The 22,677-nt window shown below is 61.2% G+C and carries 20 protein-coding genes, 1 tRNA gene and 4 pseudogenes; 6 read left to right on the forward strand and 19 right to left on the reverse strand.

Going from position 1 to position 22,677, the window contains the following annotated elements; translation table 11 throughout:
- Nucleotides 1–18 precede the first annotated feature (18 nt).
- Together C8J36_RS24020 and C8J36_RS24025 are read left to right on the forward strand one after the other, a co-directional pair.
- Nucleotides 19–95: transfer RNA gene (locus C8J36_RS24020), tRNA-Met, on the forward strand.
- A 116-nt stretch (nt 96–211) separates the two neighbouring features.
- Nucleotides 212–418 carry a hypothetical protein gene (locus C8J36_RS24025; RefSeq protein ID WP_132537799.1) on the forward strand — a complete coding sequence of 69 codons (207 nt, stop codon included), beginning with the start codon at nt 212–214 and terminating at the stop codon, nt 416–418.
- A gap of 31 nt (nt 419–449) precedes the next feature.
- Here the strand turns inward: C8J36_RS24025 and C8J36_RS24030 are convergent, their stop codons facing one another.
- The 9 genes and pseudogenes from C8J36_RS24030 to C8J36_RS24070 form a co-directional block, all read right to left on the reverse strand.
- Nucleotides 450–1,793, reverse strand: coding sequence for an LLM class flavin-dependent oxidoreductase (locus tag C8J36_RS24030; RefSeq protein WP_132537800.1), 1,344 nt, complete (start codon nt 1,791–1,793; stop codon nt 450–452).
- A gap of 120 nt (nt 1,794–1,913) precedes the next feature.
- Complete coding sequence (locus C8J36_RS24035) at nt 1,914–2,825, reverse strand: ABC transporter substrate-binding protein (protein ID WP_132537801.1); 912 nt, start codon at nt 2,823–2,825, stop codon at nt 1,914–1,916.
- A gap of 154 nt (nt 2,826–2,979) precedes the next feature.
- Nucleotides 2,980–3,657 carry an ABC transporter permease subunit gene (locus C8J36_RS24040; protein WP_132537802.1) on the reverse strand — a complete coding sequence of 226 codons (678 nt, stop codon included), beginning with the start codon at nt 3,655–3,657 and terminating at the stop codon, nt 2,980–2,982.
- Nucleotides 3,654–4,298 (reverse strand): ABC transporter permease subunit, encoded by a 645-nt coding sequence (locus C8J36_RS24045; RefSeq protein ID WP_132537803.1) that lies wholly within the window; start codon nt 4,296–4,298, stop codon nt 3,654–3,656. The genes C8J36_RS24040 and C8J36_RS24045 overlap by 4 nt, the downstream gene beginning before the upstream one ends.
- Nucleotides 4,295–5,410: an ATP-binding cassette domain-containing protein gene (locus C8J36_RS24050; protein ID WP_132537804.1), complete on the reverse strand. Its 1,116-nt coding sequence runs from the start codon at nt 5,408–5,410 to the stop codon at nt 4,295–4,297. The genes C8J36_RS24045 and C8J36_RS24050 overlap by 4 nt, the downstream gene beginning before the upstream one ends.
- A 250-nt stretch (nt 5,411–5,660) precedes the next feature.
- Nucleotides 5,661–6,449, reverse strand: a complete 789-nt coding sequence (locus C8J36_RS24055) for a PhnD/SsuA/transferrin family substrate-binding protein (protein ID WP_132537817.1) — start codon at nt 6,447–6,449, stop codon at nt 5,661–5,663.
- Nucleotides 6,450–6,707: 258 nt separating this feature from the next.
- Nucleotides 6,708–7,634: pseudogene (locus tag C8J36_RS24060) on the reverse strand (fatty acid desaturase).
- Between the two features lie 115 nt (nt 7,635–7,749).
- A complete protein-coding gene (locus C8J36_RS24065; RefSeq protein WP_132537818.1) occupies nt 7,750–8,601 on the reverse strand; it encodes a cation diffusion facilitator family transporter in 852 nt (283 codons plus the stop codon).
- A gap of 147 nt (nt 8,602–8,748) precedes the next feature.
- Nucleotides 8,749–9,165 carry a helix-turn-helix domain-containing protein gene (locus C8J36_RS24070; RefSeq protein ID WP_132537805.1) on the reverse strand — a complete coding sequence of 139 codons (417 nt, stop codon included), beginning with the start codon at nt 9,163–9,165 and terminating at the stop codon, nt 8,749–8,751.
- 15 nt (nt 9,166–9,180) lie between these two features.
- Here C8J36_RS24070 and C8J36_RS24075 point away from each other — a divergent pair, with 15 nt between their 5' ends.
- Nucleotides 9,181–9,363, forward strand: a complete 183-nt coding sequence (locus C8J36_RS24075) for a hypothetical protein (RefSeq protein WP_132537806.1) — start codon at nt 9,181–9,183, stop codon at nt 9,361–9,363.
- Nucleotides 9,364–9,459: 96 nt separating this feature from the next.
- Here the strand turns inward: C8J36_RS24075 and C8J36_RS24080 are convergent, their stop codons facing one another.
- The gene (locus C8J36_RS24080) at nt 9,460–10,125 is read right to left on the reverse strand and encodes a thioredoxin domain-containing protein (protein ID WP_132537807.1); all 666 of its coding nucleotides are present in this window, start codon (nt 10,123–10,125) and stop codon (nt 9,460–9,462) included.
- Nucleotides 10,122–10,562 (reverse strand): disulfide bond formation protein B, encoded by a 441-nt coding sequence (locus C8J36_RS24085; protein WP_132537808.1) that lies wholly within the window; start codon nt 10,560–10,562, stop codon nt 10,122–10,124. Before C8J36_RS24085 ends, C8J36_RS24080 begins: the two co-directional genes overlap by 4 nt.
- Nucleotides 10,563–10,819: 257 nt before the next feature.
- Between C8J36_RS24085 and C8J36_RS24090 the strand changes: the two genes are divergently transcribed.
- Nucleotides 10,820–11,515, forward strand: a complete 696-nt coding sequence (locus C8J36_RS24090) for a L,D-transpeptidase (RefSeq protein ID WP_165915165.1) — start codon at nt 10,820–10,822, stop codon at nt 11,513–11,515.
- 256 nt (nt 11,516–11,771) lie between these two features.
- On the opposite strand, the gene C8J36_RS24095 is transcribed toward C8J36_RS24090, so the two are convergent.
- The 6 genes and pseudogenes from C8J36_RS24095 to C8J36_RS24120 all read right to left on the reverse strand — a co-directional run bounded on the left by C8J36_RS24095 (nt 11,772) and on the right by C8J36_RS24120 (nt 18,711).
- Nucleotides 11,772–13,433: a GMC family oxidoreductase gene (locus C8J36_RS24095; RefSeq protein WP_132537810.1), complete on the reverse strand. Its 1,662-nt coding sequence runs from the start codon at nt 13,431–13,433 to the stop codon at nt 11,772–11,774.
- Nucleotides 13,434–13,511: 78 nt separating this feature from the next.
- Nucleotides 13,512–14,594, reverse strand: coding sequence for an ATP-binding cassette domain-containing protein (locus C8J36_RS24100; protein ID WP_132537811.1), 1,083 nt, complete (start codon nt 14,592–14,594; stop codon nt 13,512–13,514).
- Nucleotides 14,595–14,601: 7 nt separating this feature from the next.
- Nucleotides 14,602–15,486 (reverse strand): carbohydrate ABC transporter permease, encoded by an 885-nt coding sequence (locus tag C8J36_RS24105; RefSeq protein WP_132537812.1) that lies wholly within the window; start codon nt 15,484–15,486, stop codon nt 14,602–14,604.
- A pseudogene (locus C8J36_RS24110) lies at nt 15,486–16,374 on the reverse strand (sugar ABC transporter permease). The gene C8J36_RS24105 and the pseudogene C8J36_RS24110 overlap by 1 nt, the downstream one beginning before the upstream one ends.
- Before the next feature lie 90 nt (nt 16,375–16,464).
- Nucleotides 16,465–17,697 carry an ABC transporter substrate-binding protein gene (locus C8J36_RS24115; RefSeq protein ID WP_132537813.1) on the reverse strand — a complete coding sequence of 411 codons (1,233 nt, stop codon included), beginning with the start codon at nt 17,695–17,697 and terminating at the stop codon, nt 16,465–16,467.
- A gap of 60 nt (nt 17,698–17,757) precedes the next feature.
- Nucleotides 17,758–18,711 carry a sugar phosphate isomerase/epimerase gene (locus C8J36_RS24120; protein WP_132537814.1) on the reverse strand — a complete coding sequence of 318 codons (954 nt, stop codon included), beginning with the start codon at nt 18,709–18,711 and terminating at the stop codon, nt 17,758–17,760.
- A gap of 221 nt (nt 18,712–18,932) precedes the next feature.
- Here C8J36_RS24120 and C8J36_RS24125 point away from each other — a divergent pair, with 221 nt between their 5' ends.
- Complete coding sequence (locus tag C8J36_RS24125; protein ID WP_132537815.1) at nt 18,933–20,021, forward strand: LacI family DNA-binding transcriptional regulator; 1,089 nt, start codon at nt 18,933–18,935, stop codon at nt 20,019–20,021.
- Nucleotides 20,022–20,724: 703 nt separating this feature from the next.
- On the opposite strand, the pseudogene C8J36_RS24130 reads toward C8J36_RS24125, so the two are convergent.
- Together C8J36_RS24130 and C8J36_RS24135 are read right to left on the reverse strand one after the other, a co-directional pair.
- A pseudogene (locus tag C8J36_RS24130) lies at nt 20,725–21,015 on the reverse strand (helix-turn-helix domain-containing protein); the annotation flags it as partial.
- A gap of 54 nt (nt 21,016–21,069) precedes the next feature.
- Nucleotides 21,070–22,078 (reverse strand): annotated as a pseudogene (locus C8J36_RS24135) (IS256 family transposase); the annotation flags it as partial.
- A 148-nt stretch (nt 22,079–22,226) separates the two neighbouring features.
- On the opposite strand from C8J36_RS24135, the gene C8J36_RS24140 reads away from it, so the two are divergent.
- Nucleotides 22,227–22,565: a GFA family protein gene (locus tag C8J36_RS24140; RefSeq protein ID WP_245506724.1), complete on the forward strand. Its 339-nt coding sequence runs from the start codon at nt 22,227–22,229 to the stop codon at nt 22,563–22,565.
- Nucleotides 22,566–22,677 lie beyond the last annotated feature (112 nt).

A 22,677-nucleotide genomic window follows, 5' to 3' on the forward strand; every position in this document is an offset into this window, starting at 1 on the left:
CAGTACCCCATAACCTTCCGCGGGGTGGAGCAGCCCGGTAGCTCGTCAGGCTCATAACCTGAAGGCCGCAGGTTCAAATCCTGCCCCCGCAACCAAAACACACCACAGATTAAAACAAACATACCAATACCCCCGCGCCGTAAAGGCCGGGGGTTTTGGTGTTCGTATGATGGAGCGCGCGCGGGCTGCACCTCGACTGTCACGATCCTCGATGACACGTCCGGCTCCCGTGCGACGCGAACGCTCAAAAGCGGCCGTGCCGCAAACGAGCGACAAGCGCTCGATCGGGCTCGCACTGTTGCGGGATATTCTGGTGACCGTGTTTGCCGCGCCGTCTGCCGAGCAGATTCTATTCGGCGTCAGCGCTTACGCTGCATCGTGCCGCGATTTTGATGGAGGCGAAATGCGACGCGGATGAACGCGTTTCTGCTGTGCATGTTGTTCTCCTTTTACGCTACGCGGTTCGAAAAGATATTTTGCGGGCGCTGGAGTTTCAGGCGGTCACGGAAGGTACCCTCCTCATATTCGGTTCGAAACAGACCTCGACGCTGGAGTTCGGGGACGACCGAGCGGGCGAAGTTGAGCCAGTCATCAGGGAGAAGTGGGAACATCAGGTTGAAACCGTCGGCGATGCCGGACGTGAACCAGGCCTCGAGTTGGTCGGCGACGTCGGTCGCCGTGCCCGATACCATCGGCACGGCCCCGGTGTTGGCGATCTTCCGTGCCAGCTGCCGGACCGTCGCCGTGCTGTTCGTCTCACTCTTGACGATGCTGAGCCATGTCCGCCAGCCGTTGAATTTTGCTTCGTCCGGAAGGTCCGGCATGGGTCCGTCGAGCGCATGCGAGGACAGGTCCATCCCGGACCAGCTTGACAGGAGATCGAGGCTGACGCGGTCGATCATCAGGTCTTCGAGGGCGGCTTGCCGGTCCTCCGCCTCCTGACGCGACGAGGCGACGACGGGCAGCACGCCCGGCAGGATGAGAAAACTCTCGGCGGCCCTTCCCTTGTTTGCCAGCCGTCTTTCCATGTCGGCTCGATACAGCCGTCCTTCCTCCTCGTTGCGAAAGATCGCGAAGTGGATGTCGGCATGGTCCGTCGCCAATTCCCGGCCCGCCTCCGACGAGCCGGCCTGCACGAGGAGGGGATGGCCCTGTGGCGACCGTGCGATATTGAGTGGCCCGCGAATCCTGAAATGATCTCCGACATGGTCGAGCGCATGGATCTTCGAAGGGTCTGCAAAATATCCACTGTCCTTGTTCATCAACAGCGCTTCGTCTTCCCAGCTGTCCCAGAGCCTGGTGACGACATCGAGGAATTCGCCGGCGCGCTCGTAGCGCGTGGCATGGTTGATGCTGGTGGTCAGGCCGAAGTTCTTCGCTTCTTCTTCCAGCGCCGAGCTGACGACATTCCAGGCCACCCGTCCTTTCGACAAATGGTCCAGGGAAGCGAATGTGCGAGCGATGTTGTAGGGTTCGTTATAGGACGTCGATGCCGTAACGATGAAGCCGATGTTCTTCGTCACAGCCGACAGCGCGGCGACGAGGGAGAGCGGCTCCAGCCGCGCATTGGCGTAGTGAGCCACGCCGCTTTCGAACGTGTCCCAAATTCCCAGGTGGTCGGCTATGAAGATCGTGTCGATCTTCGCGTCTTCCGCCACCGTTGCGAGTGTCCTGTAGTAGTCCAGGTCGAAGATTTCCCGACCGGGAGCAGAGGGATGCCTCCAAGAGAGCCGGTGATCTCCCTGCGGGTTGTAGAAGAACGCAGAGAGGATCATGTGCTGGCGTGTTGGCATGGCAAATTCCTTGCAGTCCGAAGTGCGGCATCGGGTATCCGAGACGGCTCGATCCGTCGAAGGCAGATCAGAGCACGTTCGCAGAACAGCGGGCTCGTTGCCGAGCCCGCCTCTCTCTGATCAGTTCAGCTTGTGCTCCGCCAGCCAGTCGCCAGCGATCGCATCATAGCTGTCATGTGCGTTCACCCGCGCATTCAGACCGAGAAGGCCGTCGGTCGTCAAGGCTGCGGAAACCGCGTTCAGGGCAGCGGCGATCTCGTCCGTCACCTTCTCGGACGATATCAACGGCAGGATGTTCTGCGAGGGAAACTGATTGAGCGGATCGGCAAGCGTGACAAGCTTGTTGGACCTGAGCGCCGGGTCTGTGGAGAATCCGCAACCGACCTGGATCTGGCCATTGGCCAGGGCGGAGAGAACGAGCGGGCCGCAGACATCAAGGGTCTTGTAGGACTTGAACGTGACGCCGTAGTTCTTCTCGAAGCCGGGAACGCCATCGGGCCTTACTTTCCATTCCGGTGGCCCGCCCAGGATCCAATCGCCAGCATGGCCCTTCAGATCGCCAATGGCCTTCAGACCGTATTGATCAGCGGTAGCCTGCGTGACGACGACCGTGTTCGTGTCTTGCGCCGACGACGCGGAGAGACTCTCGACGCCTTTCGGCAGCGCAGTTTTCAGGGCAGCGAGAACGTCATCCGTGGAATTCTGCGTGGATGTCTTGTCGAGATAGCGCAGCACAGCGCCACCATATTCCGGAATGAGGTCGATGGAGCCATCCTTCAGTGCCGGAAAGTAGACCTCGCGGCTGCCGATATTGGCGCGGATCTCAACTTTCACGCCTTTTGCAGCCAGCGCCTTGGCATAGATAGTGGCGAGCAACTGGCTCTCTGGAAAATCTGCGGAACCAACGATGATCGTGGACGTATCTGAAACCGCGGCACTGCCGCCAAGAGGATCGCTCTGGGCGAAGGCCGATGACGCGACAAAGGCCGAAACGATGCTGGCCAGCGCAACTGCTAAAGCATTCTGTCTCATAAATTTTCTTTCTGTAATTTATGTAATTCATAGATTTAGTATACGTCGATGTGACGCCATGGAAGAAATGTTCGTCTAGCGCTGGCGGATCGTTTGAAACGAAGACGCTCCAAACCACGGCCAATGAGCAACCTGGTACTCGCTGCTCGTGGGCCTAAAGGAGCTGGCGAAGCCCGCGAGACACCACCAGGCGGCCGACGATCCCGAGCAGAAAATCGACCAGGATCACGAGAATACCCACCATGATCGCGCCGGCGACCATCTGTCCGTAATCGCTCTGGGCGCGCCCGTCGATCATCAGCCTGCCGAGACCGCCGAGCGAGGCGTAGGCTGCGATCGTCGCGGTCGATATCACTTGGAGCGTTGCGTTGCGCAGCCCTGAAAAGATGAACGGTAGTGCGCAAGGAATCTCGACATGAAAAACGATGCCGAGCGGTCGGTACCCCATCCCCCGCGCGGCATCGACGGCTGCGGGATCGACAGCGGCAACGCCGGCATAGGTGGTCGTCATGATCGGTGGCACGGCGAGGAGAACGAGAACGATCAGGCTCGGCACCTCGAAAGCCAGATCCGAGGCGAAGAGCGGGCCGCAAAGGATGACGAGAAGAACCAGGAGGCCGAGACTGGGAAGCGCTCTCAGGGGATTTGCGAGACCGGCGACCAGCGTCACGCCGCGTCGCGTGTGGCCGACGTAGAGGCCGACAGGAAAGCCGATCGCGCCGGCGATCAGCAGGGTGACAAGCGTGTAGTAAAGATGCTGACCGCAGAGGACGAGAATGCCGTCCGGGCCACTCCATTTATCGGGATCGAGGAGGTATCCGAGGAACGTCACTTGCTGCTCCTGTTCCAGGGAGAGAGCCGGTTCCCGGCCCAGACGACGACCAGGTCCAGAAGCAGCGCAAGGACGATCGACAGGACGATGCCGGTGATGATGGGCGTCAGGAAGCGAAGTTGCAGCCCCTGTGTAAAGAGGCTTCCCAGCTGGGGTGTGCCAATCAGCGCCGCCACCGAGACGATGCTGACGTTCGAGACCACGGCCACCCTCAGGCCGGCCGTGATGGCAGGCACGGCAAGCGGCAGCTCCACCGCGAGAAACCGCGTCATGGGCCGGTAACCCATTGCCGTTGCAGCTTGTAGCGTCTCTTGAGAGACGGTCGAAAGCCCATCGGCCACCGTTCTAACCAGCATCGCAACGGCGTAGACCGTCAACGCAACAACGACATTGATGGGATCGAGGATGCGCGTATGCAACACAAGCGGGAGCAGGACGAAAAGAGCCAGGGACGGGATCGTGTAGAAAAGGCCGGCAAAGCCAAGCCAGAACGGGCGCAGGGAGCCAGAGCGGTGTGCCAGCCATCCGAGCGGGATCGCCAGCATCAGGCTGATGACGACGGGCACGACGGAAAGGCCGAGATGCCATAGAAACAGGGTGGCAATCATGCCGGATTCACGCTGGATCCAATCGATGTTCATGACGACACGTCCATCCAGTTGCGCGCCCTGCCGTCTTCGAGGACAGCGGAAACACTGGCGAGTGTTGCCGTGCCGAGCAGCCGCCCCTCCGCGTCCGTGACCACGCCGCGGCCCGACGGAGAACTCAACACCGCATCCAGAAGCACGCGAAGCGGATCGCCTTGCGCGGCCACTGTCCCGCTTAGATTGAGATCGTCTGGACGGATCTGCTCGAACGGCCGGTCGAGATCGGCCCAACCGACCGGTCGGCTGTGATCGTCCACCGTAAGAATCCAGCGGCCGAGGGCGGTAGCCTTGGCTTCTTCGGCGTCGGCACCAAGGCGGACGGTCGGCTCCGCCACGAGGCGAACCGATTCCGCCGTTCCCGCGAAGCCGAGAAAGCGATAACCGCGATCCCTGCCCAGAAACGCTGCCACGAAGGCATCGGCTGGCTCGGCCAGCAGCTGACGCGGGGTTGCCAGCTGCGCAAGCGTTCCACCCGGCCTCAATACGGCGATCTGGTCGCCGAGTTTGAGCGCTTCGTCGATATCATGGGTCACCATGATGATCGTCTTTCCGATCTCGCGCTGGAGCCGGAGAAATTCGTCCTGTAACTGGGAGCGGACGACAGGGTCCACGGCGCTGAAGGGTTCGTCCATCAGCATGAGCTCCGGATCGGATGCCAGGGCTCGCGCCACGCCGACGCGTTGTTGTTGCCCGCCGGACAACTGCGAGGGATATCGCCCGGCAAAATCGCCCGGCAATCCGACACGCTGGAGCAATTCCCGAGCCGACGCCAGAGCCTTGGTCTTGGAAACGCCGTTCAGTCTTGCCGTCGTCGCGATGTTCTCCAGAACGGTCCGATGCGGAAACAGCCCAGCATGCTGAATGACATAGCCGATGCGTCGCCGAAGCTTCACGACATCCATTTTCTCCGTGGGTTCGCCGCCAATGGAGATCGATCCCGAGGTTGGAACGACCAGTCTGTTGATCATGCGCAGTGAGGTTGTCTTGCCGCATCCCGATGGGCCGACCAAGGCGGTCAGCTTCCCCTGGGGAATGTTCAGGGAAAGGCCGTTCACACCGACCGTTCCATCGGCAAATCGTTTTACGACATTCTCAAAAACGATCATGATCGCTCCATAACATTCGGAATAAGCGGTCCCGGACGCGTTGACCGGGCGCCGGGTTTGACGGGTCGGCAAGAGGCTTGCCGATCGCATCCCGGCCTTCATTTCGGATCACCGCCCACGATCGCAAGGACATGCGGCGTAGGGAGCCTCAAGCGTGTCGCGATCGTTCGGATTCGCTCGTTTCGCCTTAGGTCCTTAGTCTCGCGCCTGTCATTGTCGCAAAACGCTGCACCCTTTGGCGCGACACGCTTTAGCCGATAACGGGATAGTCCAGGCGGCGTGCGTTGCGCTCAAGCTCCGCCAGAGGTTCGTAGTCGGCATCCGAGAGGAAAGCGACGTCCTTGAGGGACAGCGTCTCGCGCGTTTCCGCAAGCACTGGGTCGGCGATCGCCTTTCGAAGCGCCTGCCTGAGTATCGCAACCTCGGCATCGGAAGCATCCGCCCGCGTGATGAAGGGAAGCCCTGGCCCTTTGACGGTTTCGGCAAGCACCCTGATCCCCGAAAGCCGCTCCGGATCGAAACGGAGCGTGTTGCCATAGGTGATGCAGTCGATCGCGGCCACATCCGCTCTGCCCGCGGTCACCGCGTCGATACTGTTGCTATGTCCGCCGGTCTCGACGACCGAGGAAAAGAAGCGACCGTCTTTGGCAAGCGGCGCGATGGCCGCACGAAACAGATTGACGCCCGAATTGCTGTTCGGATCGTTGATCGCGGCCCGGGCGCCGCGCAGGTCCTCGAGGGAAAGCGCCTGCGTATCTTTGCGCATGACAATGAGGCTGCACGTGTTCGGTCCGTCGCAGCCCGGAAGAGAATAGACCGGCGTTGCGACAAGCCGCACCTTGCCGCGCAGTCGCTTCACGTAAGGGTAGCCGCAGGTCTGGGCGAGCAGAAGATCCGGATGAACCCAGGCTTCATCGTAGCGGACGGTCTGCTGCAGCGTATCGGGAACGCCGGCAAGGCCTTCTTCCCGCAACCTGTCCCGCAGGAAGCTCCAGAACACGGCAGTTCCCGCAGCCAGCGGCGGCGGGGTGACGTACATGGCAAGGCTTGCAAGCAATAAAAAATTCCTTCGAGGTGAACATCGGGTCAGCGGCGGAACGCCCCATGTGACGTCTGTGCGAACGTGTGGGGCCTGCCGCTCGCGGCCAAAACGGTGGAAGGGGCGGGAGCCTCTCGACGATTTCGCCACAGCATCGCCGGGAGCGCAATGACGAAGGCACGAGAGGTGGCGGAAAGCCCGTCGCCTCTCGTGCCTTCGTCGTCAATGGAGCAGCACGCGGTGTCCGCGGGGGCAGGATCATGAGTGGCGGGGGTGCGTCGGGTCATCGTGCGGCTTGAAGAAAAACCGGCGCGCGACCTCCCAATAGCTATTGTAGACCAAACCGCCGTTCGAGCGAATGAGCGTCTCGCGGTGATGGCGATACACGGTCGGCAGCTGATACCAGGAGATGCCGGGGCGACGATGATGAAGAACGTGAAGGTTGTTGTAGAGGAACAGCAATCCGAAGACGTGACTGTTCTCGACGATCGCCGTGCGTTCTTCATGGCTCTCGGCGTATCGGTGCTCGGCATAGGACCTCAGCCGCGTCATCGCCGCGCCGATATAGACGAAGCCGATGAGGTACAGCTAGATCGGCATGCCGCAGATGACCGTGACCCAGAACAGCAGCACGGCGACACCAGCCAGTTGCGCGGCCCATATCTGCCGCCGCCCGGGTTCATTCGCTTTCAGCAACCGCCCTTCCTGCGCGAGAAAACTCAGGATCATCACGGCAGGACCGATGGTCAACCGGCCGAGCAAGGTGGTGTTCCAGTGCGCCAGGACCCGACCCAGTTCACCGAGTTGTTCCCACGCGTTCCTCGTCAAATAGGACGACTCGGGATCCTCGATCGGGTCGGTCAGGTGCTCATCGTGATGATGTTTCAGATGGCTGTCTTTGTAGATCGGATAGGGGAGCCAGAGCGACAAGGGTATCGAGCCGATCGCGTCATTGATCCGCTGGCTTCGCGTGGGATGCCCGTGCATGACCTCATGCTGAAGCGAGCCGTGCCATGCGACGAGCCATCCCCCTGAAAGCACGACCAAGACCAGTGGCAGAGATTGCCACCAGAACGTCACGCCAAGAAAGCCGCCGTAGATGACGGTCGCGAGAACGACGGTCGGCCATTCTGTTGAGCGCGACGTAAACCCTGCTCCGCCGACATTGGAGGCTCGATTGACCATACCGGAAACTTCCCCTTGTTGCCGCCAAGCTAGCAAGTGGGAATCGAAACATGGAACAAAGTTTATCTATTTTATAGGCTATAATGCAAATTCCATTCTAGGCTCACGCCTCCCGCTATGCGTGATAGACGTGGTCGTCATAGCTTCCGCCCACGCTATCCATCTGGATGGTCGTGTGGCGAATCTCGAAGCGGTCGAGAAGCATCTGTTCGATATCCCGTCGTACGGCCAGGGGGGCCTCGCCGGCGGGTAGAACGACGTGGGCCGAGAAGCTGGCGTCCTCGCCGGACATCGACCAGAGATGGACGCCATGCACCTCCACAACGCCGGCGACACCTAAAACGGCGGCTCGAACGTCGTCCAGGCTCATGCCCTTCGGGACACCTTCGAGAAGCACGTTGGACATATCGCGAAGCAGGATCCAAGTGCGGGGAAGGACCCAGACGGCAATGAGAACCGCGACGATCGGGTCGAGCCAGGACCAACCCGTCAGATAAATGGCGACGGCCCCGGCGATCACGCCGACGGATCCGAGCATATCCGCCCTGACCTCCAGATAGGCTCCCTTCACATTGAAGCTCTCCTTCCGTCCTGCCGAAAGAATCCGCATCGAGGCAAGGTTCACGAGGAGCCCGAGGATCGCCACGATGAGCATGCCGATCGATCCGATCGGTTCCGGATTTCGGAAGCGCTCGATAGCCTCCACGAAGACGTAGATGGCGACCGCAAACAGAAGGAGCGCGTTGAACGCTGCGGCGAGAACCTCGAACCGTCGGTAGCCGAAGGTTCGCCTGCTATCCGCATCGCGGCTTCCGAACCGGATGGCGAGCAGCGCGATCGCCAGTGCGATCACGTCGGTCATCATGTGCGCCGCGTCGGACAGCAGTGCCAGGCTGTTGAAGTAGAGGCCCGCCACGACCTCGGCGAGGAGGAAGGTCGAGGTCAGCGCGAGCGCCCAACCGATCATCCGGGAGTTGGCTCCCGCCGTGTGATCGTGACTGTCCGAGGCATGAGTGTGGGACAAGGAATTTCCTCTCGCTTCGACGTCGCGGCCTCGTCGGGAGGCCAAGCTCCGCTCGGTCGCTAGACCGGTTATGACGTCGTGATGCAGGTCTTAATCGTGGTCTGTCGCGCAGAGATCATGATTGGCAAGGGCGCGGATGACGTAGCAATCGCGGATCTGGTTCGAATGGCAGTGCGTGGAGATGCGCTCCAGTTCCGATTCGAGTTTCCTGAGGCGCTGAATTTTCTCCCGGACCGTGGCGAGCTGCTCTGCGGCGATGCGATCGACGTCTTCGCAAGGCTTTTCCGGATGCTGGCTGAGATCGATGAGCTCACGTATCGCCTCGATCGTCAGCCCGAGCCCGCGCGCGTGTTTGATGAAGGACAGCCGCTCGCGTTCGGACGTCGAATAGCGCCGCTGATTTCCTTCCGAGCGTTCGGAATGCGAAAGAAGCCCCATCTGCTCGTAGTATCGGATCTTCGGAACCTTCACGGCCGTCGCCCTCGAAAGGTCTCCGATCGTCAGTATGCGATGTCTCCCGTCATGACAGGCAGCACCGATGCGCTGCAGTGTGGTGGATGTTCATTGAGAACCGATCCTGGAAAAGGCGCTGCCGACAACCCGCAGATTTGGTTCTGCGAAGGTCTTACGATCTCCAGTGACTTGAGCTTCAAGCTGCTTCTGGTCGACGAACCGCCCGTTCAACCAATTGTGTTACGTTCGTGATAAGTGCCTTGAGATCGCATCAAGGGGTTAGTCCAGCGTCGGGTAGCGGCTTTGGGAGCTTCCGACGAGCACGCCAGCGTGAAAGGCCCGCGCGCGTCACGATCTCCCCTTCGTCGCATCGATTTCCGTCTTCACGAGATCAGAGAGGCCTTGCGGACTGAAATCCGTGAGCGGCTTCCCGTTGACGAAGAAGGTCGGCGTCTGCGTGACGTTGTTTGCCTGCACGTCCGCCGTGTCCTGAGCAAGGACATTGTCGACCGCTGGGGCGGCGGCGTCTCTTTTCCCCTGTGCGACATCGAGCCCCGCAGTCCCTGCGATCTGCCAGGCCCTCTCGATATCCGGTCGGCCATGGTCGGCCCAGACAGGCTGCTGCTCGAGCAAGGCCTCGAGCACGGGCTGAAAGCGATTTTGCCGGCGCGCGACTTCGAGAATCCGGACCGCGTCGTCCGATCTTTCATGAAACGCCGTGTAGCGGAGAACGAGGCGAACATCCGGTCCCGTCTGCGCCATCAACTGCTTCACAAGCGGGTAGAATGCCCGGCAGGCTTCGCAGGAAGGATCGAAGAACTCGACGATCGTCACGGGGGCGGAGACCGGCCCCATGACGGGAGAATGCATCCGGACAAGGGTTTCGTTTCCCGTCGCCGGCGGCGGCGCAGCGGCGATCGTTACGGGTTTCGTGCCGCTGTAGAGGGCTGCACCACCGGCGAAGACGGCGATGGCGGCCGAGGCCGAGGCGATGACGAGGGTGCGTCTGTTCATGCTGTGGTTCTCCGGCGCACGATGAAAAGGAGGAGGATGATGGCGGTGAAGGCCGCGAGCGAAAGGAGGGGAATGGGCAGCGATCCGAACAGGAGCATTCCGTCACCCGAGCACCACGGGCCCTGGCTGCATGGCTTGATGGCGGTCGGGATGAGCTTGAAATAGAGAAGATTGTGGGAGGCAGCGATCAGCCAGCCGATCGCTGCCAGCGGCATGGCGTAGCGCCACGCGCTTTCGTCCGAACGCAGTGCGGCGACGGCCAGCACGACGGCCAGCGGAAACATGAAGGCACGCTGATACCAGCAAAGATCGCAGGGGGCCTGGCCCATGACCTCGCCGATGAACAGCGCCCCCAGTGTCGAGGCCAGTGCGATGACCCATGCCCCGAAAGTCGGAAGCCATGCGCTGTCGCCCGATCGTCTTTCCGTCTCGCTCATGTGTGCCTTTCCCAGATTCGCCTCGAATGTGAGACCTCTAGGAAGGTGAGGGTCAAGGACCAGATGCAGGCGGTTTGTCGAAGGCGGCGCTTTTCAATCCAAAGAAGGGTGCGTCATTCCGGCTCGGGCCGAGTGTCGTCACAGAAAAAGCCTTGCACCTGAAGCTGCTAGAGGGGTTAGGGAATTCCCTTGAACATCGATCTGCCCGACCGCTGCCGTCGACAGGGCAAAAAACGCGACATTCATGAGGACGTCCATTGCAGTCAGGAACTTTGACGCGACGCGGATTCATCATGGACGGGGCAGGGCTCGCGGCCGTGACCCTCTCGGGATGCTCGACGACGACAGCCGAAACGGCGCTGCCGGCGATCGAACCGATGGAAACTCCGATACTGGCGAGCCTGTTCGGTCCGAAGCCGGACGAGCGCTTCCCGCTGCCGGCGATTCCCTATCAGAAGATCGACAAGCGCTTCCATCGCCAGATGGTCAGCAATCCCACGGGCGAGCGCCCCGGCAGCCTCGTCGTCGATACGGCCAACCATTTCCTGTATCTGACATCGGAGGGCGGACAGGCGATGCGCTACGGCGTGGGCCGTCAGGGGTTCGAGTGGTCCGATCGCGGTGTCATCCAGGTCAAGCGTCAATGGCCGCGCTGGACGCCGCCCAACGAGATGGTCGCACGACAGCCCGAGCGTCAGCCGTACAGCATTGCCAATGGCGGAATGGAGCCCGGACTGAAAAATCCCTTGGGGGCCTGTGCTCCTTACATCTTCCAGAACGGAGAGGACACCATCTTCCGCATTCATGGCTCGCCTGAGTGGTGGACGATTGGCAAGTCCGTGTCGTCGGGATGCGTGCGGATGATCAACCAGGACATTGTCGACCTCTACGGCCGCGTGCCGGACAAGACCCCGATCATCGTCACCACATTGCCGCAATCCATGGCGGCTTAAGGGGGGGCGTAGAGGGCGGCTATCGTTGAAACAGTCGTCTTCATATTCCATTGAGAAATGGCTCTGACGCATACTTGGAACGGGCCGGTCAGCAAGGTTTGTTACATGAATCTAAACTGGCCGGTCCCGTCATATGCCAGTGTCAGCGCGGTCAGGAGAGAATTTGTTCGTCGTCGTGCTTGTCATAGACCCAACTTCTCAGAAGTTGGAGCCTCCGGCAAACCCGGCGCGGTTCAGCTGCTCTCCCGATTGGACGTCAACGTGCCGAAAAGCTTCCCCGCCGATACTGCTCGACCAGGTTCCTGCAGGCGCGGAGTGTCAGGCTCATGACGGTGAGAGTCGTGCCGGCGATGCCGCTGCCGGGGAAGGCGCTTGCGTCGATGACGATCAGGTTTGGCGCATCCCAGAGCTGGTTGTAGGGGTTAAGCACCGACGCTTCCGGCGTCTCGCCCATGCGGGCGCCGCCCGTCTCGTGAATGGCCGCCCCCATACACATGGTTTTCTTGAACCATGTCCGAAACATGAAACGGCCGAATGCGCTCGCCTCGGGAAAGGCGCCCTTGCCCATTTCTTTCAGGCCCGTGGGCGAGCCGATGAACTCCAGATCTCCGCCGACCGCCTCGATCATGGACGTCAGCACCTGTTCCTGCTTTTTCAGCAGAGCATGTTCTTCCGCCTGCATGACGCAGCGGATATGCGGGATGGTGATATTCCAGGCGTCCTTGCGCCGCCTATCCAGAGTGATCCGGTTGTCGGCATAGGGTAGCATGCGTCCAAAGCCGAAGAAGGAGAGGCGGGCATCGTCCTTCTCCGAAACCGGTACACGCCCGACACTGCCCTGATAGTCGAAATCGCCCCGCGCCGGATCGGCTTCCCCGAAGCGGGGGATGAAGATGCCGCCGGACGGATTGTAGAACGGGTCCGTCGGCGCGGACTGATCCGCTGCCCAACCTTTTGCCTGAGAGAAGGAGCCGAAGGCGAGGCAGGGCAGCTGGTCCATGAAATAGCGTCCGAGGACGCCCGAGCTGTTGCCAAGCCCTTCGGGATGCCGCACCGAGGCGGAATTCAGGAGGAGCCGGACGCTTTCGATCGGCGACGCCGCGAGAACCACGATCGCGGCGCGCACACTCGACAGCGCGCCTGTGCTGCGGTCGATGAATTCCGCTCCGGAGGCACGGCCGGTCGTCTCGTCGGTGGTGATGCGGCGGACGACGGCATCGTACTGAACCGTCAGATTGCCGCTCGTAAGCGCCTCCCGGAGGGGTTTCGGGACCCGCTCGGCATCGGGCGCGATGTACCGCCAAGACACAACGCGCCTGTCCGGCCAGCGGCCTTCGACCGCACGCTTGAACGTCTCTTCCGCCGGCGAGAGGCTGGCTGGCCTGGCATAGACGCCATCCGGCAAGGTGGGTACGTCGTCCGTGTTGCCGTAAAGCCCAAGATAGGTTTCGACCTCGTCGTAATACGGACGGATCTCCTCGTAGGAGATCGGCCAATCGACGCCCTTGCCGGTTTTCGAACGGATCTTGAAATCCTCGTCCGTCCAGCGCAGCAGCACGCGTCCGAAACTGTGCAGCCGGCCGCCGCTCTGACGGCCGCGAATCCAGAGGAAAGGCTCGTTCTTCGGGGTCGTATAGGGGTTCTTGCGGTCGCTGACGAAGAAATGGCTGAAGCGCTCCGTGAAGAAGGCGGCGCGGGCCTGGATCGGCTGGCCTTTCAATGTCGCGCGGGCCCGTTCCCAGATATTGATGCTGCTCGCCGGTGCCTTCTTGCGGGCAGGATCGAAATCCTTCGGGCCGACATTGGGACCGGCTTCGAGAAGGAGCACCTTCAAACCCTGCGCCGTCAATTCCTTGACGGCAAACGAGCCCGCCGCGCCTGAGCCGATCACCAGCGCATCATACGTCACGTCCGTCATCTCGGTCCTCGTGCTGTCGTGGCGCAATGTCGGAGAAAAAACCTCCCAACCATTGCAGGAATTGAAATGCGATCAGCGTTACAGGCGCGATCCGTCCGTGCCGAAAAGCGAAGCCTTGGCGATGTCGAGCCCCGGCGAAAGCGCGTCCCCCGGTCGAAGCATCACGTCCCCCATCAGCCGCAGCGAGAGGCTCTGTCCGGCCCAGTCGAACCAGAGAACGGCTTCCGACCCCATCGGTTCGACGACGGAGATGCGTCCGGGAAGGGTGGGCATCCCGTTTGCGGCGGCATCCAGCATCAGATGGTCCGGCCGGAAGCCGAGGGTCGCGGGTGCGGATGCCGGAGGCGTCCTGAAGCCATAGCCAGAAAGATCGACGCGCAGCCCATTGCTCTCGAAGACCGGTGCGCCATCGCCTGTCTCAATATGGCCCTCGATGAAATTCATCATCGGCGCGCCGATGAAGCCCGCGACGAACAGGTTTGCCGGCCGCTGATAGATTTCCGCGGGCGATGCGAGCTGCTGGATCACGCCGTCGCGCAGGATGGCGATGCGGTCGGCGAGCGTCAGGGCTTCCACCTGGTCGTGGGTGACGTAGATCATCGTATTGCCGAGGCTCTGGTGCAGCTTCTTGATCTCGACGCGCAGTTCGTTGCGCAGCTTCGCGTCGAGATTGGACAGCGGCTCGTCGAAGAGGAAGACGTCGACCTCGCGCACGAGCGCCCGACCGATGGCGACGCGCTGGCGCTGGCCGCCGGACAGTTCGGCCGGGCGACGGTCGAGCAGCGTGTCCAGATGGAGGAGAGCCGCGGTACGCGAAACCCGGGCCTCGATCTCGGCTTTCGGCAGACCGGCGACGCGGAGCCCGAAGGAGAGGTTCTTGCGCACCGACATGCGGGGATAAAGCGCATAGGACTGGAAGACCATGCCGATGCCGCGATCCTTGGGCTCCTCCCAGGTCACGTTCTTTCCCGAGATCCAGATCTCGCCGGCGGTGATGTCCTGCAGCCCGGCAATGGCATTCAGCAGCGTGGACTTTCCGCAGCCCGAGGGGCCGAGGAGGACCAGGAACTCCTTCGGCGCAATGTCGATCGACATCTCCTCGATGACGGTCTGGTCGCCATAGGCGATCTTCAGGTTTTTGATGGACACAGCGGACTGCATGGCGGCATTACCCCTTGACTGCGCCTGCGGCGATGCCGCGGACGAACCAGCGACCGGACAGGAAATAGATGGCGAGCGGAACGAGTGCGGTCAGGATCGTCGCCGCCATGTTCACGTTGTAGGTGCGCTCGCCCATGGTGGTGTTGACGATGTTGTTCAGCTGAACCGTCATCGGCAGGTTGTCGCGTCCCGCAAAGACCAGCCCGAGAAGGAAGTCGTTCCAGATGCCGGTGAACTGCAGCATGGAAACGACGACGACCATCGGCACGGCGATCGGCAGCATGATCTCGAAGAAGATACGCCAGAATCCGGCGCCATCGACGCGCGCCGCCTTGCACAGCTCTTCCGGCACGCTGACGAAATAGTTGCGGAAGAGCAGCGTCACCAAGGGCAGGCCGAAGATCACATGGACGAGGATAATGCCGGCAAGCGAGTTGTAGAGGCCGACCGTCGCCATGGCGCGAACCATCGGATAGAGGAAGATCTGGTACGGAATCAGGCCACCCGCCAGAAGCAGGCCGAAGAGCACGCTCGCCCCGCGCGGCCGCCAGAGCGACAAAGCATAGCCGTTGACGGCGCCGATGAAGACGGAGAGCGCGACGGACGGAAGGGTGATCGCCAGCGAATTCCAGAAGCCGCTGCGGATGCCGACGCAGATCGTGCCCATGCAGGCGCCGGACCAGGCGGTGATCCAGGCCGAGACATCCAGTTTCGACGGCAGGGAGAAGATCTGGCCGAGACGGATTTCGTCCATCGTTTTCAGAGACGTGACGACCATCGTGTAGAGCGGCAGAGTGAAGAACAGCACCGCCACGATGAGGAAGAGATAGAGACCGATCCGGCCGGCCGTGATCTGCGTCGGTCTCGGGCCGTTGGGGTGGAGGCGGGCCATCAGCGGGCACCTCTCTTTTTGCTGCGCATATGCATGGCATAGCGGAACGGCGCGACGATCATGAGGACGCCAAGCACGAGGACGGTGGCGCCGGCGGTGGCAAGGCCGAGATTCTGGCGCCCGAAAAGATTGTCCATGATGAATTTGGCCGGCACTTCCGTGGCATTGCCGGGGCCGCCATTGGTCATGGCAACGACGATATCGTAGGTCTTGATGACCCCCATGGCGAGGAGCAGGCCGGCTGCGGCAAGGGCCGGGACGAGTTGTGGCAGGATGATCGAGAGATAGATGCGCCAGATGGGGATGCCGTCGATCCTGGCCGCCTTCCATTGCTCGGCCTCGATGCCCCCGCATGCCGGAAAGCACGATGACCATGACGAGCCCCGCGCCCTGCCAGACGCCGGCCAGCACGAGGGCATAGATCGCCATATCGCGGTTGACCACCCAGTCGAGAACGAAGCCACTCCAGCCAAGGGACCGCACACTGGCCTGAATCCCAAGCGTCGGATTGAGCATCCATTGCCAGATCAGGCCGGTCACGACAAAGGACATGGCGTAGGGGTAGAGGAAAATCGTCCGGAAGACGCTCTCGAAACGCATCTTGCGATCGAGCGCCGTGGCGAGCAAAAACCCGAGAAGGAGGCAGCCGCCGACATAGAGAATGCCAAAAGTGACGACATTTTGCAGCGAGGCCAGCCACTTGGCCGAGGAGAACAGCTTTTGATATTGCGCGAGACCGACATAGGTCGATGACGGGAAGATCGTGGAGTTGGTGAACGACAGATGGATCGACCAGGCCATGGTGCCGATGAACACCACGACGGCTACGAGCCAGGTGGGCAGGAGCGCGACGGTCGCGGCGAGATTGGTCTTGCGTTTCATGGACATCGCCGGTTCGTTGACGGATGGGCGGCCGGGGTCGCCCCGCAAAGAGGCGTGATGCGGCGCCGGTGCGGGTCCGGCGCCACCTGCATCGACTTATTCGAAGATGTCGAAGAATTTTTCAGCAGAAGCCGTCGCATCCTCGGAGCCGTTGTTCCAGAACTCATCGACGAAGTCGTCGAGCGCGCCGACCTGCTGCGGTGTCAGCACGATGGCCTGGTCCGGAACGATCGCACCGGCGCTCATCAACGCCGCACCCTTGAGCGCACAGGCATCGAGCTTGGTCTTGTCGATATCCAGACGAACGGGGATCGAGCCCTTCTTCTGCGAAAACGCGACCTGAACCGCCGGATCCATCACGATCTCGGCCAGGAGCTTCTGCCCCTTGTCGGTGGTGGCGGTGCCGGTCTTCGGGAAATAGAAGGAGTCGGCGATGTAGACCATGCCCGGCGACTCCGGAACGATCATGCAGCCATAATCCTTGCCCGCTACCTTGCCGGCGACGGTGAATTCACCCTTGGCCCAGTCGCCCATGAACTGCACGCCGGCCTTGGCGGTGATCAGCATCGCGGTCGCATCGTTCCAGTTGCGGCCGGCGGCGGCCTCGTCCACATATCCGTTCAGCTTGCGCAGGATGTCGAGCGTCTTCCTGACGCCGGCTATCGAGGCTTCGCTCTTGTCCTTGTCGACGTAGATCTTCAGGAAGCCGTCGATTCCGACCTGCGACAGGAGGATCATGTTGAAGACCTTGGACTGCTGCCAGGGCTGGCCGCCCCAGGCAACGGGCACGAGCCCGGCAGCCTTGAGCTTGTCGAGATCGGCGAAGAATTCCTCCCAGCTCTTCGGCTCGTCCGCGATGCCCGCTTTCGCGAAGGCGTCCTTGGAGTAGAACACCCAGCTTTCGCCATGGGCGCCGGTCGGCGCGAGATAGGTCTCGCCACCGAAGGAGCTGAGGTCGAGGATCGATTTGGGCAGCACATCGGCCCATTTTCCGGCCTTGGCGATGTCATCGACGGCGTTGAACAGGCCCTGGCCCACGAAATCGGCGGCGGCAAGGCCGATGATGCCCTGCTTGGCGCCCGGCGGATCGCCGGCAACGATACGGTTCTGGAAGGCGGCATCCGCCGCACCGAAGCCGGCGATCGAGGAATCTTTCCAGACGCCGCCGCGCTTTTCGAATTCCGTCTTGAAGACGTCGAGTGCTGCGGCTTCGCCGCCCGACGTCCACGACGACAGGATTTCGATCGTCGGTTTGTCCTCGGCCTGGGCCGGGGTCAGGACACCGGCGGTTGCGACGCCGGCCAGGAAAAGCTTGATCATGGTTTTCATCGTTCCACCTCTTGAAAAAGGCCCTCTTGGCGGGGCGTTCATCGACTTGGGAGTGATCGGTCAGCGATAGATCGGCAGGAGTGCCTGCCGGACGAGCGTCAGCCCGTTGGCGATGTCGCGCACCGGGTCCGGCGCGGCATCAAGTTCGAGGATCGCCCAGCCCTCGATGCGGCGATCCCGAAGCAGTCTGACCCAGGCCGGCCAATCGACCCTGCCGAGCCCGAGGCCGCAGAAGTAAGGGTGATGGCGCTCGTGGATTTGCGCGTCGATCGGCGTGTCCGCCGGCATCGGGCCGATCGCATCCTTCCAATGGGCGATGATCACGCGTTCATGGTGGCGATCGACGAGCTGAACCGGATCGGATCCGGCAACGACGATATGCGCGGTGTCCGGGCACATGTGAACATAGGCCGGATCGGTCAGAAGCATCATCAGATCGACATCGCGCGCTGCGGCGAAGATCGAATGCGCCTCGGTATGCAGGGCGAGGCGAACGCCCCGCGCATAAAGCAGCGCCCCGAGCCGGTTCAGGAAATCGGCGATGACCTTGGCGCGATCGAAGTCGTGAAACGCGACCGGCTGGGCGCCGAGTGTCTGACGGAGCGGCGCGCCGATCACCAGGATGTCGCTGCCGCAGGCCCGGAGGAAATCGGCATATTTCTCGGCCTTGGCGATGATCGCCGCCTGGGCCTCTGCGTTTGTGAAGTCGCCGGCGGCTTCGAGTTCGGCAAAGAAGCCGCTGCAGAGCGTCAACCCGCGGCGCGACAGTTCGGCGGCGAAAGCTTCGACGGAGCCGTAGGTCCTGACGGCATCCTGCCAGTTGAACGGGGAGAAGGTCAGTTCGACGCCGGTGACACCGGATGCCTGAACGCTGTCGAGGATCTTGTCCCAGAATGCGCGGGGTTCGGCGCGGGCGTAGTCGATGATCGCATCATAGGTCTCGACCGCCCAGAAACCGGGATGGAAGAACGTTACGAGATCGACGCCGAAGCGGAGCCTGTCACCAGTCGTCATGGGTAGCCATTCCCGAGAGACACGGCGCGCAGCGTGCGAAAATCTTGCTTTCGCATTCTGAAAGCCATGCGATTTCAACAGATAAGTCTATGGCAATCGTTTGCCATGACCATATAATAGACAGGCTTGTTTTTTATGCAAGCCGTTTTTGGCAAACGTTTGTCATTGCCGGTCTGTTGGCTTAGAGTTTCGGATCAAGGCAGGCTGCAAGGAAGACGGTGGTGAAGAAGACGAAGGAGATGCTCGACATGGAGCCATCCGGGCCGCTGATGGCCGATGTGGCGAAACTGGCGGGCGTCGCCATTTCCACGGTCAGCCGCGCGCTTGCCAACCCCGGCCGGGTCAACGAGAAGACGCGCGCCAAGATCGACGATGCGGCAAAGCAGCTCGGATACACGCCGAACGCCATGGCCCGGGGCCTGAGGGTCGGCAAGTCCAACGTGATCATGATCGTCCTGCCTGGATCGCTCTATCACGGCGCCTCCCAGATCGTTCCCCAGGTGCTGCAGGCCATCAATGTCTCGCTGCTCGAGAGCGGTTACACCCTGATGATCGCCAACCTCGCCCGCGACGAGGCGTCGGAACGGCATATCCTCAACCTCGCCTTCGGCGGCACGGCGCGCGGCACGATCATCCTGGCGTCGAAGCTGCCGGAGGTGGACGGGCGCTCGCTTGCCCATGCCGGTCTGCCGATCGTCTCGATGCTGCTGGATATGAGCGCGTCCGGCGTGCCGAGCGTCGTTACCAACGATCGCGAAGCCGTTCGCGCGGCAACGGCCGAACTCATTCGTCTCGGCCACCGCCGGTTCTTCTATCTGGCCGGACCGGAAGACAATTATCATGATGTCGAGCGCTTCGGCGGCGTCTTGGAGGCCTTTCAGGCGGCGGGGCTCCCGGAAACGGCGGTGGTCCGGTCAGGCGGCAAACTCGACTATCAACAGAGCTTCGAGATCGGCCTCAGGGCGGCCGAAGAGTTTGTGACGCTTGGTCACAAGCCGACCGCCGTCATCGCGACGAGCGACGACATGGCCATATCCTTCATGAGCCGGATCGGTGAGATGGGTTTCGGTGTGCCGGAGGATATTTCTATCGTCTCGTTCGACGGTTCCCCCGTCTGCGCCTTCTGCTCCCCGCCTTTGTCGACGATCGAGCAGCCGGTGGAAGAGATGGGCAAGGCTGCCGTCGCCATGCTCCTGGACGCCATCGAAAAGACCGGAGAGCCTGCGCCCGCCCGCAGGGTCATTCCAAGCCGCCTCATCATCCGGAAGAGCATGGCAATGCCGAACCTGCTGCCGAAGCAAAGCCTGTAGCAGCGAAGCGGTTAGGCAATCTCATCGGACTTGACGATGGCCGTTGACGTGACGATCAGCGATCGTTGCACGAAGCGTGAGGAGGAGAAGCTCTCCGTTGCAGCGATGTCCCGAACGGCCCAGAGCGGATATGAGGTTCTCTAGCTGCTCGCTCTCTGCGTTTTTGCAAAGCTAGGCCACCCTCCGCCAGGCAGTCGTTGCGAAGCAAAGACGACGCGGGGCTCCTGACCAGCGTCACCGCTTCAAGCGTTTGCTTGCCGCTGAATATTCGTCTTTGCATTCACGCTCTCCGGTTTCAGGACGGACACCTTAAAGGCGGTGTCCAAGAAACCGACATCAGGCCAGATATCGCAGATGACCAGATGGCGGCATGGCGTGAATCTTGGGACGGGCACGTTGCATTTTCCGGAAATTGCAACCACTATCGAGCCGCACTGTATGCCGACTTTGCAGAAGACCTCCAAGATCGTGACTGGCAGGTCTTAGCACCCGCATTTTTGTGCCGAGAAAATGCGGTCATGGCCCGACTTACGATATGCCGTCGGTCTGCATGCCGTTCTGCGGTGACATCCGCTGTTCGACGCGGCGTGAGATTGGACTGTTCCGAAGGCGCGGTTTCGATCAGTCGACCAATGTCGTCAAAATTAGCTGAAGTCGCAAGTTCATCGATGGAGACAGGGCATTCGGCCTCTAGCGATGTTTGCTAACCTGCCCTCCGTAATGTGATGGTTTTCGAAACATGATGCCCCTCGGTTTCCCCATCAAACGCCTTCTGCGCCGCCTCGATCCTGTCCTTGTGGACGCTCGCCCATTGGAACAGCGCCTGAAACGGCTCGATGAGCGTTTCGCCCAGAGGTGTGACGCTGTACTCGACGGCGACAGGAGACACGAGAATGACGCGTCTGGCGACGAGGCCGGAGCGTTCCAGACGCCGAAGAGCCTGCGTCAGAGACTTCTGCGTGACGCCTTCCAGGTCCCGTTTCAGGGAATTGAAGGATAGCGTCCGTCAAGCTGGTGTAATTTCGGGTGTGGAATCGGGCCGTCGTGATCAGGCGGCTTTAGGTGTCATCTGAAGGGGCTTTTCCTCCTCGATTGTTGGTGTGTTCAGCTCTGCCATGCCCTCGATCTGCATGTAACGGTGCTGAAGCTGCCATTCGTCATTGGCTTCGAGGAGCACGGCTCCGATCAGCCGAACAATGCTATCCTCCTTGGGAAAGATGCCAACGACATCAGCGCGGCGCTTCACTTCCTTGTTCAAGCGCTCCAGAGGGTTCGTGCTGTGGAGCTTGGTACGATGCTGGGACGGGAAGGCCATGTAGGCGAGGACATCAGCCTCTGCATCGTCCATGAAGGCTCCCAACTTCGGCATCTCGCGCGAAGCTGGTCGGCCACATGCCGCCAGGTCTGAACGGCTCCGTCATGGCCGGGCTGGATGAAGGCTTGGCAGATCGCGGCTGCCACCATGGTGTGCTGCCGCTTGGGCACATAGGCAAGTGCATTGCGCATGGCGTGAACCCGGCATCTCTGCCACGTCGCGCCTCGCACACGGGTGATGGCAGCCTTCAATCCCTCATGAGCATCAGAGATGACGAGCTTCACGCCGGTCAGCCCTCGGCGCACAAAGTCACGCAGGAACGAGGTCCAGAACGGCTCTGATTCGGAAGGGCCGATGTGCAGGCCGAAGATCTCCCGCTTGCTGTCTGTATCGACAGCCACCGCGATTATTGCTGCGACCGAGACGATGCGTCCGCCCTGCGCATCTTCAGATAGGTCGCGTCCAGCCATAGGTATAGCTAGGCACCGGAAAGAGGGTGTCTGCGTAAGGCGTTCAAACGCTCGTCGATATCCTTGCACAGCTTGGAAACGGAGAATTCGGAAATCCCCATGGCCTGCGCCAGCTCATCGACCTTGCGTGTCGATACGCCGTTGCGCCAAGTCTGGCGGCTTTCGCCGCGCTCTTAGCGTCCGGCTCAAATCAGACCGTCAACATCTGCCTCCATGATCATTTGCAGCACGCTTTCGGCAATCAATCGAAAAAAATCCGGATCGCCGCTCTTCGCGGCAAGAGGTCATCTGCCGCCGGTCATCGGGTCTTCCTTTCGGTGAGGTTGAAGTCTCGGAACTCCACCGTCTCCGACGGGCCCGGTGCCCACCTGACGTCTCGTGGAAAACAAAAGCGAAATCTCCACCGCTGTCTCCACTCAAATCGCCCCCGAAATTACACCAGCTTTGCGGACGCTATCGTTCAGCGCCAATGCCTTCTACTCGGTTGAGTGTGTCGAAATATACGGAACCGCGACGGAATTTGTTCGCACCGGCGATAGTGGTCGAAAAGTACACATGTATTTTTGCTCAACCTGCGGCTCGACCGTCTATTGGAAGGCCGATGCCTCACCGTCTTGGATAGGCGTGGGGGTAGGTTCGTTTGCCGACCCGGCGTTCGCGCCACCCACCATGTCAGTATTCGAGCAATCGAAACATGAGTGGTTGCAGCTTGGCGAAGCGGCAGAGCATTTCCTAGATCATCCCACTGGCCGAGACTAGGCTCAGGACCTATTAACCTCTTGCGGCGCGCTCTGCGTTTTGATTCACTGGGATCGAAAGGAGACGCTGCCATGAGTGACCTGATGCTGTTGTCGGAGGCGCAGATGCGCCG

Origin of the sequence: Rhizobium sp. PP-F2F-G48, assembly GCF_004342335.1 — a bacterium.
In the GTDB taxonomy this organism is placed as follows: Bacteria; Pseudomonadota; Alphaproteobacteria; order Rhizobiales; family Rhizobiaceae; genus Ferranicluibacter.

Excerpts from the sequence above, each read along its gene's own strand:
- C8J36_RS24025 (WP_132537799.1), top strand. The coding sequence starts at position 212 with ATGACACGTCCGGCTCCCGTGCGACGCGAACGCTCAAAAGCGGCCGTG.
- C8J36_RS24030 (WP_132537800.1), bottom strand. The coding sequence starts at position 1,793 with ATGCCAACACGCCAGCACATGATCCTCTCTGCGTTCTTCTACAACCCG.
- C8J36_RS24035 (WP_132537801.1), bottom strand. The coding sequence starts at position 2,825 with ATGAGACAGAATGCTTTAGCAGTTGCGCTGGCCAGCATCGTTTCGGCC.
- C8J36_RS24045 (WP_132537803.1), bottom strand. The coding sequence starts at position 4,298 with ATGAACATCGATTGGATCCAGCGTGAATCCGGCATGATTGCCACCCTG.
- C8J36_RS24050 (WP_132537804.1), bottom strand. The coding sequence starts at position 5,410 with ATGATCGTTTTTGAGAATGTCGTAAAACGATTTGCCGATGGAACGGTC.
- C8J36_RS24055 (WP_132537817.1), bottom strand. The coding sequence starts at position 6,449 with ATGTACGTCACCCCGCCGCCGCTGGCTGCGGGAACTGCCGTGTTCTGG.
- C8J36_RS24065 (WP_132537818.1), bottom strand. The coding sequence starts at position 8,601 with ATGATCGGTTGGGCGCTCGCGCTGACCTCGACCTTCCTCCTCGCCGAG.
- C8J36_RS24075 (WP_132537806.1), top strand. The coding sequence starts at position 9,181 with ATGACAGGCAGCACCGATGCGCTGCAGTGTGGTGGATGTTCATTGAGA.
- C8J36_RS24080 (WP_132537807.1), bottom strand. The coding sequence starts at position 10,125 with ATGAACAGACGCACCCTCGTCATCGCCTCGGCCTCGGCCGCCATCGCC.
- C8J36_RS24085 (WP_132537808.1), bottom strand. The coding sequence starts at position 10,562 with ATGAGCGAGACGGAAAGACGATCGGGCGACAGCGCATGGCTTCCGACT.
- C8J36_RS24095 (WP_132537810.1), bottom strand. The coding sequence starts at position 13,433 with ATGACGGACGTGACGTATGATGCGCTGGTGATCGGCTCAGGCGCGGCG.
- C8J36_RS24100 (WP_132537811.1), bottom strand. The coding sequence starts at position 14,594 with ATGCAGTCCGCTGTGTCCATCAAAAACCTGAAGATCGCCTATGGCGAC.
- C8J36_RS24105 (WP_132537812.1), bottom strand. The coding sequence starts at position 15,486 with ATGGCCCGCCTCCACCCCAACGGCCCGAGACCGACGCAGATCACGGCC.
- C8J36_RS24115 (WP_132537813.1), bottom strand. The coding sequence starts at position 17,697 with ATGAAAACCATGATCAAGCTTTTCCTGGCCGGCGTCGCAACCGCCGGT.
- C8J36_RS24120 (WP_132537814.1), bottom strand. The coding sequence starts at position 18,711 with ATGACGACTGGTGACAGGCTCCGCTTCGGCGTCGATCTCGTAACGTTC.